The sequence below is a fragment of the Lacrimispora sinapis genome (genome assembly GCF_043633585.1).
GTDB classification, from domain to species: domain Bacteria; phylum Bacillota; class Clostridia; order Lachnospirales; family Lachnospiraceae; genus Lacrimispora; species Lacrimispora sinapis.
Genome location: NZ_CP141832.1, coordinates 2,528,520 through 2,543,565, shown reverse-complemented (window position 1 = coordinate 2,543,565; position 15,046 = coordinate 2,528,520). Strand labels below are relative to the sequence as shown.

Sequence of the window (15,046 nt, the reverse complement as noted above, 5' to 3'; positions counted from 1 at the left end):
TACAAGAAGCAGCAATATGAATAAATGCAAGAGTGAAGTCAGCGATGCAACCACAGGAAACGGAAACATGAGTATGTGTTATCGTCAGGGTTATGCCGCTGGTTTCAAGGATGGCTATGAGACGGGGTTCCGTGATGGATTCTGGTCTGCTACCGGATGCGGAAGAAGCTATAACGGTTCAGTCATGGGGGATTCTGAATCTGACTGTGGCTGCAGGTAATGTTCCATACAAATATGAAATTCTGGTTTCTTTTATGGAGACCAGAATTTTTTTGTCCTGAATGGGGACAAAGTAGAGGGAGAACCATCATTCGTTTAAGAAAAAAATTATAGCTAAATAAAAACACCATTGTTTGGTAAAAATGTATATTGAAAAAGTATATATGGTGTGTTAGCATATATACAAGTCATTAAGTTTGTATACAAATATTTACGTTTGAATACAATTCAAAAAACATAGTGATGACGAGATAACTGACCAAAAAAACACGAGTAAAGGAGAATTGAATCATGAATAAGGATTACCTAACAAGCCAGTTTTCCCTTGAAGGAAAGGTTGCCTTAGTGACAGGCGCTTCCTATGGTATTGGATTTGCCATTGCGAAATCTCTTGCAGCAGTTGGTGCTACCATCGTTTTTAATGATATCAAACAGGAATTAGTAGATAAGGGGATCGCTTCTTATAAAGAAGAAGGAATTACCGCTTATGGATATGTATGTGACGTTACCAATGAAGACGGCGTAAATGCTATGGTAGCTCAGATTGAAAAAGAAGTTGGTGTGATTGACATTCTGGTAAATAACGCCGGTATCATCAAACGTGTTCCCATGTGCGAGATGTCAGCTGCAGATTTCAGGCAAGTAATTGATGTTGATTTAAATGCACCATTTATCGTAGCAAAGGCAGTTATTCCGTCAATGATTAAAAAGGGTCACGGAAAGATCATCAACATCTGTTCCATGATGTCTGAACTTGGCCGTGAGACAGTAGCTGCTTATGCAGCAGCAAAGGGCGGACTTAAGATGCTGACCAAGAATATTGCTTCTGAGTACGGCGAGTATAACATTCAGTGTAACGGCATCGGACCTGGCTACATTGCGACTCCTCAGACCGCACCGCTTCGTGAGATTCAGGCAGACGGTTCCAAACATCCATTTGATCAGTTCATCATCGCTAAAACTCCTGCAGGACGCTGGGGAGAGGCGGAAGATCTGGGAGGCCCGGCAGTATTCCTTTCTTCCGATGCATCAAATTTTGTAAACGGACACATTCTGTATGTTGATGGCGGCATCTTAGCTTACATTGGCAAACAGCCCCAGTAATTAGTCAGATTTTAACGTGAGATCAGACGTTCATCGTGTGGTTTCATGAGATAAATATGGCCATGATGTCTGCCGCCTTGCAGACTTCATGGCATATTTTTTAATGTTTATAATATAGAAGACGGAGAGTGTTCCATGGAAGGAAAAACCAAAACCTACAAGAATCGTGGCGAGCTGGTGTTTGAGACTCTGAAACAGGAGATTTTGGACCTGGAATTAAAGCCTGGACAGATGATAAGCGAAAATGAGATATGTGAACGTTTCGGTGTATCCCGAACTCCGGTCAGGGATGCACTAAGAAGTCTGCAGGAACAGGGGTTTGTCATATCTGTGCCATATTCCGGTACCCAGGTGACTCTTCTCAATCTGGATAATATCAAGCAGATGATCTATATGCGGGTTGCTGTTGAGACCATGGTTATGAGAGACTTCATGGATATCGCAACCCCAATGTGGATCGAGGAAGTGCGTTATATGATACGCAAGCAGCAGGCTCTGATTCAGGAAAAAGGATTTGAACCGGAACAGTTTTACCATATTGATGCGGATCTCCATGCCATTTGGTTTCGAGCTACCGGCAAAAAGAAGCTTTGGGATATGTTACAGGCCCAACAGCTGCATTACACGAGGTTCCGGATGCTTGACTTTGTAACTGAAACGGATTTCACGAGAATCATAAGAGAACACACAGAGCTGTTTGAGCTTCTGGAGAAAAAGGACATCGCAGGATTGGAACGTTCTCTCAGAGAGCATCTGTATTATAGCATGAAGAGGATGAAATATCAGATTGAAGTGGAATACAAAGACTATTTTGAACAGGAAGAGCAGGAGGATATCGAATGGCTGAGGTATCAATAGCTGTAAAAGGAAAAGATGGAAGGGAGAAAGCCATTGCATTGGGAGAGGATCAGGCGATCCTTGTATTTGAAGGCGAGTATGAAGAGGGAGATGTGATCGTTGTCGGAACTGACCGGACGCACACCCATTATGTGGTACGGATTGATGACTGCATGGACGAATCCCTGGTGTATTTGACCAGACAGGAGGTGACGTATCGCATTCCATTTGGAGAGAAGAAGGTATCTTATAATCCAAAAGCATTTACCGGCGAGAAGCATTACCTGACGATTCGCATTGCTTCTCAACACGAACCGGCTGTATATCGGAATCTTGCGAAAAATGTCATGGACCAGCATGGAGATACCGGCTGCTTCCCCCATGCGTATGCCAACGTTGAAACAAGAGGAGAAGCTGTGTTTGCGGCACGCAATGCCATTGACGGTATTCTGGCAAGCCGGTCACATGGGAGCTGGCCTTATGAATCCTGGGGAATCAACCGTCAGGATGATGCAGAACTGACGCTGGAATTTGGTCGTCCTGTGGATTTTGACCAGGTGGTTCTTTATACCCGTTCTGATTTTCCCCATGACAACTGGTGGGTAAAGGCAACCTTTACATTTTCAGATCACACCTCTGAGGAGGTTGAGATGACAAAAAGCGTAAAACCTCATGTATTTGCTATAAAACGCAGGAATATTACCTGGATTAAATTAAGTAATTTGATAAAAGCAGACGATCCCTCTCCGTTTCCTGCCTTGACTCAGATTGAGGTATATGGAAAAGATTCTGAATAATGTACGGGGGAAACCGTTAAAAATAGCCAGGTGGTAAAATATTCCAAATATATTACCACATAAGGAGGAGCAGATGGAATTGTTGTTTTTAGAGCCTGTGTTTAAAGAGGCCATCTGGGGCGGCACCAGACTTCGGGAGGTATTTGGTTATGAAATCCCAGGGGATACAACGGGAGAGTGCTGGGCAATCAGCGCGCATAAGAACGGAGAATGCCGCATTTTAGGGGGAAAATATGACGGAAAACTGCTTGGCAGTCTGTGGAAGGAGAAGCCGGAGCTGTTTGGTCATTATCCGGGGGATCAGTTTCCCCTTCTGATAAAGATCATTGATGCAAAAAAGGATTTAAGCATCCAGGTGCATCCGGATGACACCTATGCCGGAATCCATGAAAATGGTTCCCTTGGAAAGACGGAATGCTGGTATATCCTGGATTGTGAACCGGATACAGAAATCGTGATTGGTCATCACGCAAAGGATAAGGAAGAGATGGAATCCATGATACGGGAATGCAGATGGGATGAATTTATCCGCACCGTCCCCATTAAAAAGGGTGATTTTTTTCAGATTGATCCGGGTTGTGTCCACGCCATTAAGGGAGGAACCATGATTCTGGAGACCCAGCAGAGCAGTGATATTACTTACCGTGTATATGATTATGACCGATTATCCGATGGAAAGCCGAGGCAGCTTCATGTAGAACAGAGCATTGACACCATTAAGGCACCTTTTGAACCCAATGAGAGCCGGCCGGTTACGGTGAGCATTCCGGGTGCGGTGCATACTCATTTTATAACCTGTAAGTTTTACACAGTGGACAAATATGATATTGAAGGTGTTTTTTCTATCGGGTTTAAGAAGTATTTTACCAATGTAAGCGTCATAAACGGAACGGGTTCCGTCAATGGAATCCCCCTGAAGGCAGGGCAGCATTTCATCGTTCCGGCAGAGAGCGGAGAGTGCAGATTTGAAGGAACCATGACGATCATCTGTTCCAATCCGGAATAAGGCAGGAGGAAAGATATGAGACTTGGGGCATTAGAAGCGGGCGGAACCAAAATGGTTTGTGCCGTCGGCAATGAGCATGGAGAGATCGTTGACCGAATCTCCATACCAACAGAGACACCGGAAATCACCGTACCAAAGCTGATTTCTTATTTTGCAGAGAAAGAGATCGAAGCGCTTGGAATCGGTTGTTTTGGGCCCATTGATTTAAACAGGAATTCAAAAACTTACGGCTGCATTACCACTACTCCAAAGCTTGCATGGAAAAATTATAACATGGCAGGCACATTTAAAGAGGCATTACATATTCCGGTGGGATTTGATACAGATGTCAATGGCTCCGCACTTGGAGAGGCCACCTGGGGGATTACCAAAGGGCTTGAAAACAGTATGTATATTACCGTTGGAACGGGTGTGGGAGCGGGAATTATAGCAAACGGAAAGGTTCTTCACGGAATGCTTCATCCGGAAGGGGGCCATCTGCTGCTGGCAAAACATCCGAAAGATACGTTTGAGGGGACGTGCCCATATCATAAGAACTGTCTGGAAGGGCTTGCAGCAGGACCTGCCATAGAAGCCCGCTGGGGAAAGAAGGGGTTTGAACTAGCAGACCGGAGCGAGGTGTGGGAATTAGAAGCTTACTACATTGCTCAGGCCCTGGTGGATTATATTATGGTCTTGTCCCCCCAGAGGATCGTTCTGGGCGGCGGTGTCATGCATCAGGAGCATTTGCTGCCTCTTGTAAGAGAGGAAGTAAAACGTCAGCTGGCCGGATACATTGAGACCACAGAGCTTGATCACATAGAACAATACATCGTTCTTCCAAGCCTGAATGACAATCAGGGAATCATGGGAGCTTTAAAGCTTGGACTTGACGAATACCAACTGGAAAAGATAGGGTAATTTCCATTTTTCTCCTAAGGAGCGGCAGCAACTGCACTCACCGTTGCAGGGCATTAATTTCAGCCAGTGCAATTCTTTTTCCAGACTCTGGAGATAAATCGTATCACGAAATTTAACAGGCCGAACGGTGATCGTTCGGCCTGTTTTCTGGAAAAATCATTTTCCTTCGTTTACGATCTGTTCAAGGACCTGGATCAAATCGTAAATGGAATTGATCTGAACATTTCTCTCCAGGATCTGATTTTTTAAATCAATGGAGAGAGTTTCAAATTTTGCCTGAACGGCAGGAGCTATATAGGACATGGTTATCACCTCATTTTTATAGTGCACATCCGGAAATGGATTATACGTTATAAAACCATTTTCACATAAAAACTTTCTATGACAGGTATACTATGGCTGAGGTGATAAAAATGGAAAAAAACCGATTGGAAAATCAATATGAGAAAAACGAACATGAAACGCACAGAAGCATAAAAGAAAAAGGTGACACAGAGAATCAGAATCAAACCCACAATTCCCGCAGGGAAGGTATGGGACCCAACACCAAGAGAAGGTCCGACTAATCAACATGGGTGGAAGCCAGGATGCGTTGGCCTCCACCCACTAATCATTCATAATTATGATCGGGCAGTATACAAAACTTCTTATCAGAAGGAGTGGTACATGGAAACGCGCATAGAATGAGTTGTTTATCTCTGGTATGGCAGTGATGCAGCGGTATTGCGCGGTTATCATATCATTCTTCTTTGTTTGATAAGTTGTTTTGTAATAATAGTATATGTAAAATACTGTTATGTGTGAACAAGCTGGTTCTTGTCTGTTATGACAGAGAAAATGCTTTGAAAAGCCGGCAAGCCACCTATTCTGTTTCGTCAACCTCCAAAAGACCCAGTTCGGAAAGGAGAGAGATGGTTGCCTTGGCAGCCAGTTCAACGGAAACACTGACGGAGGCGGCTGTAACACAACCGATCAATGCCGCAGTATCCGGGTTGATTTCCATATGTTTATAAGAACTTTTGGATACCACAGAACTCACTTTTTCTATCACATAATCCATGTTCTGATTGATAACCTTTGTGGTTATATCCTTGGTTAAGTCGTTAAGTTTCGGCATACAGATCCACTCCTTTTCTAAAAACCAGCCCTAAAAGGCAGGTGAAATGCATAATTAATAGTTTTATAATGATAACAGGAAAAGGGCTGGATAATCCGTCTCTTCCTCTGATAACATGCAAAAAGGGATAGAGATGACCGTTCTTGTGGTAAAAACCATTCCTCTTTTAAAATACATATCTTTCTTCCCATAATATACCAAAAACAATGCTGGAAGTCTACTGTTTTTCAAAATTGTAACAGCGGTTCACCGGATTATTTTTTTGAAAATCTGCCTTGCTTAGGGAAAGTGCAATACAAACAAAAAAACGCAAATTCCTGTAATTTGCGTTTTTTATAGTGCTGGGTATGAAGAAGCTTAAAAATCCTCCCCTATGATTGGTTCAGACGTTTTTGTTTCCTGAGTCGTGCCCCATGGATAATTGGGAGGAGCATAGATGGAGGAAAGCTTTAGTGGCTGGCTGCCGATATTTACAATGTTATGCCATGTGCCGGCCGGTACAAACATGGTGTAATTGGGGAAAGCAAGAAATTGATCATAAAACGAAAATTTGTCCTCACCCAGCTGGATCAATCCAACTCCCTCCTCGATACGTATGAGTTGGTCCAGATCAGAATGCACCTCCATACCTACAAGTTCATGAACGGGAATGCTCATTAGTGTGACCTGCAGCTGGGTTCCAGTCCATAGGGTAGAACGGAAATTATCATTTTGCTGTGCTGCTTTTTGGAGATCAATCATAAAAGGATTTGGTCCATAATCGGATGGAAAGGACATCGTATTTTCTGGAATATCAAAGTCGTCGGTACTGGGCATGGGATTAACCGCCTTTTATATTATTTTATAATAATATATGTGCTGTGACAAAGGCTGTTGTTAGAGTTAAGCGATATTGTAGAGTTTAGACCATAAAATTTAGGCGGGCACCGATCCACAATGGAGAGTTTTGAAGGACTGGATTGTCAACAGTTTTCTAGACAACTTTTTTAAGGGTAATCATTCTATACTTCACCGGTGATAGATATCCCAGTGAAGAATGAATTCTGTGGTTGTTGAACCAGTTTACATAATCAGCCAATTCAATTTGAAGATGGTATAAGCTGCTAAAGATCTGGTTTCTGACGAACTCTGTTTTGATTATTTTAAATGTTGCTTCTGCAACTGCATTATCATAAGGACAGCCTTTATGGCTGAGAGAGCGTTGAATTTCAAATGCTTTCAGAGTTTCATCAATCGTCTGATTCTTGAATTCGTTTCCACGATCCGTATGAAGTATGAAATATCTGGATATCTTTCAGATTTCCCTTTACGGACTGAAATGCCTGTTTTACAAGGTCTGCTGTTTTGTTGCGTCCGGCACTGTAACCGATTATTTCTCTATTAAAGAGGTCAACAAGGACACATATGTAGTTCCAGCTCATGCCGACCCGGACATATGTTAGGTCACTTACAACAATATTTCTATATGGTTGTTGATTGAATTGGCGGTCAACCACGTTTTCAATTTTTGACTCGTTGCAGGTATCTTTCTGCGGACGGAACTGGGCAGTCGTATAATTTGAAACAAGCCCTTCCTGCTTCATAATCCTTCCGATGCGGCGACGGGAGGCAATCAGATTTCTATCCTTTAAATCGGATTTTATTTTCCACGTTCCGTAATTGTTACGGCTCGCCTTAAAGATATCAATTATATTTGCTGTCAATTCAGATTCATCTTTCTTTGCTTTTGCTTCGTAGTAATAGGTGCTTCTTGGAATTTGTAGGACTCTACACATTGCTGACACAGAGTATTTGTGGGCATTTGCCTTGATCACATTTACTTTCGTCCTAAGATCAGCGCTGCTTGCTTGGCGCTGCCCACCCTTGGTGTAAAATATCGTTCTCCATCTTAAGCTGCTGATTTTCCTTGCGAAGTCTAAGCAACTCGGCATCTTCTGTAGAACGGTTATCTTTTTCTTTAAAGGAACCACTGTTATTAGCCTGGGCGATCCATTTATCAAGGAGTGAGTTCGCAATATCGTATTCTCTGATAATATCGCATTTTCTTTTTCCACCTCGATAGAGATCAACGATTTGTTGTTTTAATTCAGGAGTAAATGTACGGCGTGGTCTTGGTTTTTTGTTTTGAGACATAGGGCATCATCCTTTCCTTATTAATACTATCATATATGCCCTTAAAATTTCTGTCTAGTTAATTGTAGCCGATCCAAGGTAAGATTCCTGCCGATAAGGAAAACATACTCAATCGTAATTTTAATGCGTCAACCATAAATCAAAAGTGGGTCACTGACATAACGTATATATATGTTCTCGAAGAAGGCTGGACTTATCTGGCATCCGTTATGGATCTATATGATAGAAAAATCATTGGCTATTCCTATGGTAAAAATATGACCACCGAATTAGCGAAGAAGGCAGTAGAAAATGCATGTATCAATGTAAAAGACACCACGGATATTATTCTTCACAGCGATTTAGGCAGTCAGTATACAAGTGCTAAATTTGAAGAAATGCTCACCGAAAAAAATATGAAGCATTCCTTCAGCAGAAAGGGAAATCCGTATGATAACGCTTGTATAGAGTCTTTCCATTCTGTATTAAAGAAGGAAGAAGTATATCGAAATACCTATCGAACATTTGAAGAAGCTCAATTAGCTCTCTTTGAATATATTGAGTCTTGGTATAACCGCAGAAGGAGACACAGTGCACTAGATTATAAAACTCCACAGCAGGTTGAAGATGAGGCTCTTGTAGCATAATAATCTATCTTCCCGTATTATTCTAAGCGTAGAGGGGGAAATTCAACTTTTTGTGTCCAAAGTGTTGACATAGGTCCAATATCCTTTGCGATCATCGGAACGTTCGTATTTTTCAGCATTAACGAGTTCTTCTGCTTCATGATCCAGCAAGGCATTAAGGGTTTCCTCAACGCTGCTACGTACTAAATCTTTCAATTCGTTATGGATGAGTTCCTGATTTAACTGTATAATGTTATCAGACATGTTCTATAGCCTCCTTTGTGAGATTTGGTTGTGGTGACTTTATTTTACCAAACGGCTATAAAGCATGTCTATTTTTATGTAACTAAATTTGCGAAATTAATTATACGTCATCAACAAACCATAAAAATGGCTCTAAGCAACGAATGGAGCGGGATTCATACGAATCCCACCCCAACTATTGACATAGAGCCAAAAAATAAAAACCAGCCGATAACAATGGGACTGTTACCGGCTAGTTAGGTTTATTTTTTCATTACGCCTATGGCAATTTGCCAAAGAATACAACTATAAAAGCTGAAATAATGAGTAATATAGAAAATACATATTTATAATTCTTTTTTATACTAAGCATCCATAAGAAACAAATCAGACTCGATATGATAACAATGTATACAGCCAGCATTTGCAAAAGACTGTTATACAATTTATAATGATTTGCACTCCACATAATAATTGTAAAAACCGTAAATACAATCATGGAGATTGTTTTAATAATTTTATTCATACTAATATGTTTTAACAGATGTTACCTGATGTGTAATTTTATACACTTGTCGTCTGCCAGTTCTGGTTCTGTAGTATTTTACGGTTTTTATGGATAATTTTAATCCATGACTAGAATCATTAGGGATTAGTAAAGTACCGCCTCCTACAATTGTGCTGATTGTGCCAGTTACGCCACCAGCAATTTGTGCTCCAGGAACTTTTGTCAGTATTAACCCAACAACTCCCGCTACAGTGGCCGTTGTACCTATGGTATCTCTAATATCTGCATAAGAGATATATTCAGTACTATAAGATGTTTCTGATTTTAAAGTAATGCCGCCTTTGTTGCCTTGATTGCTTATATCAACTGTTTTACCCGTAATAGATGAGTAGATTGTATTAGATAATTTATCATATTTTAAATAATTTTCCTTACCTGTCTCCAGGTTTTTAATAGTAACTGTTCTTGTATTATCATCTTCTGCAACGGTTACAAGTTCTGAAGATCCCTGGGACTCTACCAACACCGAAGTATCACCAAGTATTTCAATATTATCTTCCAGGTTTTCCGATAAAATTCCGGCTGTAGATTCAAAGTCACTTTCTGCCGCCGAGACAGGTGTAATAGTTAATGCTGTCACGGTGGTAACAGACAATATGATAGCTAAAGCTTTTTTCAATCTCATATTTTTTCTCCTTATATATAAATTAGTCATTACTAACTCTCGTATGAAAATACGGCTGTGTTTTCATTTCTATTATAGTTCTTTTTTAATTTTATAACAACAGTTTATCCCTTACATTATTCTTAAATAAAACCTGTATCATAGTCCATAATTTATGTTATATTTTCTCTTTTTCGACATTACTCAACGTGTTTTGATACAATTATTTGGTTAATATTTAAATTTTCATTAACATGCCGATTATTGCAGTTAGAGATTTTATTAGAGAATTTTACTAATGAAATTCAAGAACCATAATAAATGAAACAATCAGGATCAGAATGGATAAAATGGAGATAATAAAAAAGCCGGAAGATTCCGGCTTTTTTGTCGCATAATTATTTGTGTAGAATATTATTAAACATATGATTTGCAGTCAATATTAGTCATTTGGCTTAGTGAAAGGATTTTTGTCCATCGGCACAAATCCCTCTATCTTTTCAGCAAGAAGTTTGTTTATTAGGGAGTTAGTTGATTCTCCAATGCTTTTTGCATAATCCTGGACAATTTCCCTATTACCCTTAATAACATTAAGTGGAATCCTATCATATAATTTCTTATTTGTATTATTGTTGGCGGTTCCAAGACGACGGGCGTAGTGTCCCAACTGATATTACGTCAGCCAATCAAACTCATCATAACAAAAAAATAAGAATAGAGGTGTTAATCTCTACTCTTATATAGTACGAACTGATATTTAATTGAATGGATTGTCAACAGTTTTCTAGACAACTTTTTTAAGGGTAATCATTCTATACTTCACCGGTGATAGATATCCCAGTGAAGAATGAATTCTGTGGTTGTTGAACCAGTTTACATAATCAGCCAATTCAATTTGAAGATGGTATAAGCTACTAAAGATCTGGTTTCTGACGAACTCTGTTTTGATTATTTTAAATGTTGCTTCTGCAACTGCATTATCATAAGGACAGCCTTTATGGCTGAGAGAGCGTTGAATTTCAAATGCTTTCAGAGTTTTATCAATCGTCTGATTCTTGAATTCGTTTCCACGATCCGTATGAAATATCTGGATATCTTTCAGATTTCCCTTTACGGACTGAAATGCCTGTTTTACAAGGTCTGCTGTTTTGTTGCGTCCGGCACTGTAACCGATTATTTCTCTATTAAATAGGTCAACAAGGACACATATGTAGTTCCAGCTCATGCCGACCCGGACATATGTTAGGTCACTTACAACAATATTTCTATATGGTTGTTGATTGAACTGGGGGTCAACCACGTTTTCAATTTTTGACTCGTTGCAGGTATCTTTCTGCGGACGGAACTGGGCAGTCGTATCATTTGAAACAAGTCCTTCCTGCTTCATAATCCTTCCGATGCGGCGACGGGATGCAATCAGATTTCTATCCTTTAAATCGGATTTTATTTTCCGCGTTCCGTAATTGTTACGGCTCGTCTTAAAGATATCAATTATATTTGCTGTCAATTCAGATTCATCTTTCTTTGCTTTTGCTTCGTAGTAATAGGTGCTTCTTGGAATTTGTAGGACTCTACACATTGCTGCCACAGAGTATTTGTGGGTATTTGCCTTGATCACATTTACTTTCGTCCTAAGATCAGCGCTGCTTGCTTGGCGCTGCCCACCCTTGGTGTAAAATGTTGTTCTCCATCTCCAATTGTTTATTTCGTTTACGCAGTTCAATTAATTCTTGTTGTTCTGTGGAACGGTTATCTTTCTCGTGGAAAGAACCAGAGATGGCAGACTGCTTGAGCCACTTATCCAATAGTGAGGTGGCGATATCATATTCACGGCAGATATCACATTTTCTTTTTCCATTTTGATACAGCTGAACTAACTGTTGCTTAAATTCATCTGTATAGGAACGAGGCTTTCTTCTTTCGGTCATAATCGTAACTCCTTTTCTACTTTCTATTTTACATGACCTTAAAATATCTGTCCAATTTATTCTAGCCTATCCATTTTATAAATGGCAGGAATTGATATTTTTAATTTAACACCAAGTACAATTAGCAGAGATTTAAGCGGTAAATCGTTTTTAATTTATGGAGACAAGAAATCAGGAAAGACCAGTAATGCGGTTAAGTTCCCTAAACCTATCTTGGTGGTTTTTGAAAAAGGTTACAACATGTTATCTGGTGTAATGGCACAGCCAATCAATAAGTGGAAAGAAACTCTTGATGTTAAGAAGCAGTTGTTAAAGGACGCTAAGGCAGTTGAAGATGGTGATAAGTCAGAGACAATATTCAAAACTGTAATTGTAGATACGGCAGATTTAGCTTATGACATGTGTGAAGCATACATTCTTGCAAAAGAAGGTGTTGATTATCTTGATGAGACAGAATCAAAGCGTGGTTATAAGGCGGTTGAAAGAGAATACGATGCATATTTTCAGGACATCGTAAAAGCTGGATACACATTAGTTGTTATTTCTCACAGCGACACAAAACAGATTAAGGAGAATGGAGAGAAGTATGATAGAACTCAGCCAACCGTAGACAAAAGAGGTCTTAAAGTCCTTGCAAGACTTGTAGATGTTATTGGATATTCTACATTCGAGCCTACCGAAAGTGGCGAGAATAGAATGGTTCTCTATCTTCGTGGTAGCAAAGAACTTGAAGCGGGTTCAAGAAACAAGTACATGTCAGCAAAGATCCCATTTACATACAACGCCTTATTAGAAGATATGCAACAGGCTATTGATAAGTTGGCAAAAGAAGACGGAGCAACCGTAACTGACAAGCCAATTGAGGTGTACAAGGAACAGTCTGAAGTAGCAGATTTCAAAGAAACTGTTGCAAAGATTAGAAAGATTGCAAAGGCATTAAATGACCAGGGAATGATGGACAAATACACAGCAATTACAAATAAGGAATTGGGAAAGGGCAAGTTAGTAAGAGACTGTGATGCAACTCAAATTGATTTACTTATGCTGATCCTTGATGATTTACAGGACTTGATTAGAGAGGAAGGTATCTTAATCGAAGAGTAGAAAGGGGGGGGGGAGTTTTGGATGGCTAGGAAAGTAAAATGTCCTGAATGCGGAACATTCAATGATAAAGAGAATGCTGTCTATCACAATTCCAAATACTACTGTAAACATTGAAGCAAAATCATTCTATCAGTATTGTACAAGAAAAATCAAAACAGCAGAAGAAAGAACGATATCGAGGGAAGAGTTTAAACTTTTATATGAGAAATTTGAAGAAGATCATAGAGAGCAACCCAACTATATTCCGACTTATGCTGTTGAATTTGCCAGTCTTACCGGATTCAGAGTAAGTGAAATCGCTGCATTAAAATGGTCTGATATTCAAAATGGTATGATTGTGGTAAATAAATCAGAAAAATATGTCCGCAACACAAAAGAGTTCTTTATAGGTGCTACTAAAAATGGGAAATCAAGATATATGCCATTAATTGACGAGATTGTGAATTTATTAAGACAACTAAGAAAAATACAGGAAGAATATGGGTATCTAAATGAGTTTATTTTTGCCAATGAATATGGAAGGATACATGCCCCTGTAATATCAGATTGCGCAAGAAACAAATGTAAACAAGTGGGGATTCCTAATAAGAGTATTCATGCTTATCGAAGAACATTTTCATCCAAGCTAAAGTGTAATGGATTGTCGTCTACCGTGGTCAGTGCTTTGATGGGGCATACTGAAGAGGTAAACGAACAATATTACACCTACGATGTTAGCAACATGCAAGACAAACAACTGTTTGTTCAAATGGTTACTAAAGAAATCGCTATGTCTAAAGAAGAAAACACCTTAAATCAAAAAGTAATCGAAAGTAATCAAGATGATTCTCTCTTTGTATCTCTTGAAACTTCGTAAATTCAAGGAAAAATCGGAGTAACAGGATTTGAACCTGCGACCTCTCGGCCCCCAGCCGAGCGCGCTACCAAGCTACGCCATACTCCGTTTTGCTGACACTATGACATTATAGCAGAAAGTTTCGGATTGGTAAAGTATATTTCTTGAAAAATTTTCAAATTTAGGCTATGATGGTATGGACATGATAATTTTAATATAGAAAATAGGTGAAAATAGATGAAGCCAATCGTAAGCTTTGATGTAGATATGACGTTGCTTGACCATAAAGACTGGACGATTCCAGCCAGTGCCATGGAAACCATCGAACAGCTGCGGGAAAATTATACCATAGTAATAGCTACGGGCAGAGATATGGATTCCCTTTTCAGTGCAGCTATTCGTGACCAGGTAAAACCTGATGCGATCATTCATCTCAATGGGACAAAGGTGACCGTTGGAGATAAGATCATTTACGAACACACCTTTGATAAGAATCTATTAAAGCAGATTTTAAAATATGCTGAAACTATGCCATATAGTGTGGGAACTACGGTGGGAGATTGTGATTACTACATTCACCCTGAGCATGTAAAAGCTCATGATATCGAGCTTTGGGGCGAATGCGGCAGGCGGTTTGAAGACCCTTACAAGCTATTGGACTTAGAGGTGCGGACCATGGCTTATATGGGAGATGAAGCCGGTGCCAAAGCCATGGAAGAGGCATTTCCGGAAATCCATGTCCATATGTTTGCAGATAAAAAGGGAGCAGACGTGGTGGAGCGGAAAGCATCGAAGGCGGTTGGTCTGATAAGACTGTGTGAATATTTTAAAATACCGTTATCCGAAACCTTTGCATTTGGAGACAGTATGAATGACTACGATATCATAAAAGCCGCAGGAAAAGGGATTGCCATGGGAAATGCCATGGAAGAACTGAAAAAAGCTGCGGACTATGTTACGGACCCCATAGATCAGGACGGCATCAGGAATGCCTGCCTGCATTTTGGATTGATCCGGTAAATCAGGGTGAAAACCCTGTTATGCAA

At 40.0% G+C, this 15,046-nt stretch carries 14 protein-coding genes, 1 tRNA gene and 3 pseudogenes; 10 read left to right on the top strand and 8 right to left on the bottom strand.

From position 1 onward, the window contains the following. The first annotated feature begins 16 nt into the window (after window positions 1–16). The 6 genes from VIG27_RS11880 to VIG27_RS11855 all read left to right on the top strand — a co-directional run bounded on the left by VIG27_RS11880 (window position 17) and on the right by VIG27_RS11855 (window position 4,863). Window positions 17–220, top strand: a complete 204-nt coding sequence (locus tag VIG27_RS11880; protein ID WP_394522731.1) for a hypothetical protein — start codon at window positions 17–19, stop codon at window positions 218–220. A gap of 290 nt (window positions 221–510) precedes the next feature. Then, entirely contained in the window at window positions 511–1,323 is an 813-nt protein-coding gene (locus VIG27_RS11875) for a gluconate 5-dehydrogenase (protein ID WP_394522730.1), read from the top strand. Between the two features lie 135 nt (window positions 1,324–1,458). After that, window positions 1,459–2,181: a GntR family transcriptional regulator gene (locus VIG27_RS11870; RefSeq protein ID WP_394522729.1), complete on the top strand. Its 723-nt coding sequence runs from the start codon at window positions 1,459–1,461 to the stop codon at window positions 2,179–2,181. Then, a complete protein-coding gene (locus tag VIG27_RS11865; RefSeq protein WP_394522728.1) occupies window positions 2,163–2,957 on the top strand; it encodes a carbohydrate-binding protein in 795 nt (264 codons plus the stop codon). Before VIG27_RS11870 ends, VIG27_RS11865 begins: the two co-directional genes overlap by 19 nt. A 73-nt stretch (window positions 2,958–3,030) precedes the next feature. Beyond that, a complete protein-coding gene (locus VIG27_RS11860; protein WP_394522727.1) occupies window positions 3,031–3,963 on the top strand; it encodes a type I phosphomannose isomerase catalytic subunit in 933 nt (310 codons plus the stop codon). 15 nt (window positions 3,964–3,978) lie between these two features. Next, window positions 3,979–4,863 carry an ROK family protein gene (locus VIG27_RS11855; protein ID WP_394522726.1) on the top strand — a complete coding sequence of 295 codons (885 nt, stop codon included), beginning with the start codon at window positions 3,979–3,981 and terminating at the stop codon, window positions 4,861–4,863. A 156-nt stretch (window positions 4,864–5,019) separates the two neighbouring features. On the opposite strand, the gene VIG27_RS11850 is transcribed toward VIG27_RS11855, so the two are convergent. From VIG27_RS11850 to VIG27_RS11835, 4 genes and pseudogenes are all read right to left on the bottom strand, one after another. Beyond that, window positions 5,020–5,166, bottom strand: a complete 147-nt coding sequence (locus VIG27_RS11850) for a hypothetical protein (protein ID WP_394522725.1) — start codon at window positions 5,164–5,166, stop codon at window positions 5,020–5,022. A gap of 559 nt (window positions 5,167–5,725) precedes the next feature. Further along, window positions 5,726–5,980, bottom strand: coding sequence for a hypothetical protein (locus VIG27_RS11845; protein ID WP_394522724.1), 255 nt, complete (start codon window positions 5,978–5,980; stop codon window positions 5,726–5,728). A 357-nt stretch (window positions 5,981–6,337) separates the two neighbouring features. Next, window positions 6,338–6,796 (bottom strand): cupin domain-containing protein, encoded by a 459-nt coding sequence (locus VIG27_RS11840; protein ID WP_394522723.1) that lies wholly within the window; start codon window positions 6,794–6,796, stop codon window positions 6,338–6,340. A 157-nt stretch (window positions 6,797–6,953) separates the two neighbouring features. After that, a pseudogene (locus tag VIG27_RS11835) lies at window positions 6,954–8,113 on the bottom strand (IS3 family transposase). 71 nt (window positions 8,114–8,184) lie between these two features. Between VIG27_RS11835 and VIG27_RS11830 the strand changes: the two are divergent. Continuing rightward, window positions 8,185–8,739, top strand: a complete 555-nt coding sequence (locus VIG27_RS11830) for an IS3 family transposase (RefSeq protein WP_394527551.1) — start codon at window positions 8,185–8,187, stop codon at window positions 8,737–8,739. Between the two features lie 45 nt (window positions 8,740–8,784). Here the strand turns inward: VIG27_RS11830 and VIG27_RS11825 are convergent. From VIG27_RS11825 to VIG27_RS11815, 3 genes and pseudogenes are all read right to left on the bottom strand, one after another. Continuing rightward, a pseudogene (locus VIG27_RS11825) lies at window positions 8,785–8,982 on the bottom strand (transposase); the annotation flags it as partial. 506 nt (window positions 8,983–9,488) lie between these two features. Next, window positions 9,489–10,154 (bottom strand): hypothetical protein, encoded by a 666-nt coding sequence (locus tag VIG27_RS11820; protein WP_394522722.1) that lies wholly within the window; start codon window positions 10,152–10,154, stop codon window positions 9,489–9,491. Window positions 10,155–10,917: 763 nt separating this feature from the next. Then, window positions 10,918–12,061, bottom strand: a pseudogene (locus tag VIG27_RS11815) (IS3 family transposase). A gap of 81 nt (window positions 12,062–12,142) precedes the next feature. Here VIG27_RS11815 and VIG27_RS11810 point away from each other — a divergent pair. Together VIG27_RS11810 and VIG27_RS11805 are read left to right on the top strand one after the other, a co-directional pair. Further along, window positions 12,143–13,165 (top strand): ATP-binding protein, encoded by a 1,023-nt coding sequence (locus VIG27_RS11810; protein WP_394522721.1) that lies wholly within the window; start codon window positions 12,143–12,145, stop codon window positions 13,163–13,165. Window positions 13,166–13,226: 61 nt separating this feature from the next. After that, the gene (locus tag VIG27_RS11805; protein ID WP_394522720.1) at window positions 13,227–14,021 is read left to right on the top strand and encodes a tyrosine-type recombinase/integrase; all 795 of its coding nucleotides are present in this window, start codon (window positions 13,227–13,229) and stop codon (window positions 14,019–14,021) included. Between the two features lie 13 nt (window positions 14,022–14,034). On the opposite strand, the gene VIG27_RS11800 is transcribed toward VIG27_RS11805, so the two are convergent. Next, window positions 14,035–14,108, bottom strand: a tRNA-Pro gene (locus VIG27_RS11800). A 129-nt stretch (window positions 14,109–14,237) separates the two neighbouring features. Here VIG27_RS11800 and VIG27_RS11795 point away from each other — a divergent pair. Further along, the gene (locus tag VIG27_RS11795; protein ID WP_394522719.1) at window positions 14,238–15,020 is read left to right on the top strand and encodes a Cof-type HAD-IIB family hydrolase; all 783 of its coding nucleotides are present in this window, start codon (window positions 14,238–14,240) and stop codon (window positions 15,018–15,020) included. The last annotated feature ends 26 nt before the right edge of the window (window positions 15,021–15,046 follow it).